The sequence below is a fragment of the Craterilacuibacter sp. genome (assembly GCF_051659485.1).
Classification (GTDB): domain Bacteria; phylum Pseudomonadota; class Gammaproteobacteria; order Burkholderiales; family Chromobacteriaceae; genus Craterilacuibacter.
Genome location: NZ_JBOFOO010000197.1, coordinates 1 through 1,391 on the forward strand (window position 1 = coordinate 1; position 1,391 = coordinate 1,391).

At 61.6% G+C, this 1,391-nt stretch carries 3 protein-coding genes; 1 reads left to right on the forward strand and 2 read right to left on the reverse strand.

Annotation, left to right across the window (positions count from 1 at the left end):
- Positions 1-269 (forward strand): class I SAM-dependent methyltransferase (locus tag ACRC1E_RS07110; RefSeq protein ID WP_438514415.1); only part of this gene is annotated, 269 nt, incomplete at its 5' end.
- On the opposite strand, the gene ACRC1E_RS07115 is transcribed toward ACRC1E_RS07110, so the two are convergent.
- Positions 266-868: an RBBP9/YdeN family alpha/beta hydrolase gene (locus tag ACRC1E_RS07115; RefSeq protein WP_438514416.1), complete on the reverse strand. Its 603-nt coding sequence runs from the start codon at positions 866-868 to the stop codon at positions 266-268. The two genes, ACRC1E_RS07110 and ACRC1E_RS07115, sit on opposite strands and share 4 nt — an antisense overlap.
- Positions 841-1,391: exodeoxyribonuclease III (locus tag ACRC1E_RS07120; RefSeq protein ID WP_438514417.1), on the reverse strand; the 551-nt coding region annotated here is incomplete at its 5' end. The genes ACRC1E_RS07120 and ACRC1E_RS07115, both read right to left, overlap by 28 nt.

Consider the following 1,391-nt stretch of genomic DNA (forward strand, 5'->3'; position numbering starts at 1 on the left):
AAAGCCTGCGCCTGCACTATGCGCGCACCCTGCAGCTGTGGCTGACGCGTTTTCTGGCGGTGCAGGATGAAGTCCGGCTGATGTTCGACGAGCGCTTCGTACGCATGTGGACCATGTATCTGCGCGGCAGCTCGGCCGCTTTTCGCGGCGGTGATCTTGATATCCACCAGATGCTGGTGTCCAAGGGCAATAACAATACACTGCCGCGCGACTGGGGCTATCTGTATCGCAGCGGTGCACCCTTGTGCTGGGATGGTGCAGAGGATTAGCCCAGCATCAGCTTTTGCAGCAGGCGCTGGCCGGCTTGCCAGCTGCCCAGCCCTGCGCTGCTCCCCATGTGGCCGGCATCCCCGGCATCGACCAGTTTGATCCCCCAGCCGGCGGCCATGCGTTCAGCCTCGGCATAAGGACAAAACGGATCGTTGCGGCTGGCGACACACAGCGCCTTGACCGGCAGGCGCTGCTGGCCGGCGGCATCGAAACCGGTAAAGGCCGGGATGGGCATGTCTGGCGGCAATTCGCCGCTAGCCAAGAGTGCAGCCTGACTGATCGGCAGCTGTGGCGGTGCCACCAGCAGCATGCCGTGAATCCGCCCTTGTGCAGCCAGAGATAAGGACAGCACGTAATCGATGGCGGTATGGCAGCCCAGGCTATGCGCGGCGATCACCACCTTGCCCGGCTGCATGGCGATGGTGTCGGCCAGCGCCGCCAGCCAGGACGTGCGCTCGGGATAAAGCCAGTTCTGCTGCTCAGTGCGGCAAGCCAGCGGATAGCTTTTTTCCCATACACTTTGCCAGTGACGGGCGCTGGAGCCGGCCCAGCCGGGCACGGTAATCAGGCTTAGTTCGTCGCGCTCGAAGTCGAACATGGCAGCTCCCGCTGGTAATCGATGACCAAGGGCGCATGGTCGGAAAATTTTTCGCCCTTGTAGACACTGGCCTTGAGCGCGGATGCCGTCAGTGCTGGTGTTGCGACCTGATAGTCGATGCGCCAGCCCACATCCTTGGCGTAAGCCTGGCCGCGATTGCTCCACCAGCTGTAACCCGGTGCTTCCGGATACAGTGTGCGCCATACGTCACGCCAGCCGACACGGCTGAACAGTTCGCCTATCCAGGCGCGCTCTTCCGGCAGGAAGCCCGAGTTCTTGCGGTTGCCCTTCCAGTTTTTCAGGTCGATTTCATTGTGTGCGATATTCCAGTCGCCACAGATCACCACCTCGCGGCCGCTGGCATACAGGGCTTCCAGATGGGGTAGGAAGACGGCGAGAAAGTCGAATTTTACCTGCTGGCGTTCTTCCGAGCTGGAGCCGGACGGCAGGTAGAGCGAGATCACCGATAGCGGGCCAAAATCCAGCTGCAGGTAGCGTCCTTCGCTGTCGATCCAGTCGATGC

Excerpts from the sequence above, each read along its gene's own strand:
- ACRC1E_RS07115 (WP_438514416.1), bottom strand. The coding sequence starts at position 868 with ATGTTCGACTTCGAGCGCGACGAACTAAGCCTGATTACCGTGCCCGGC.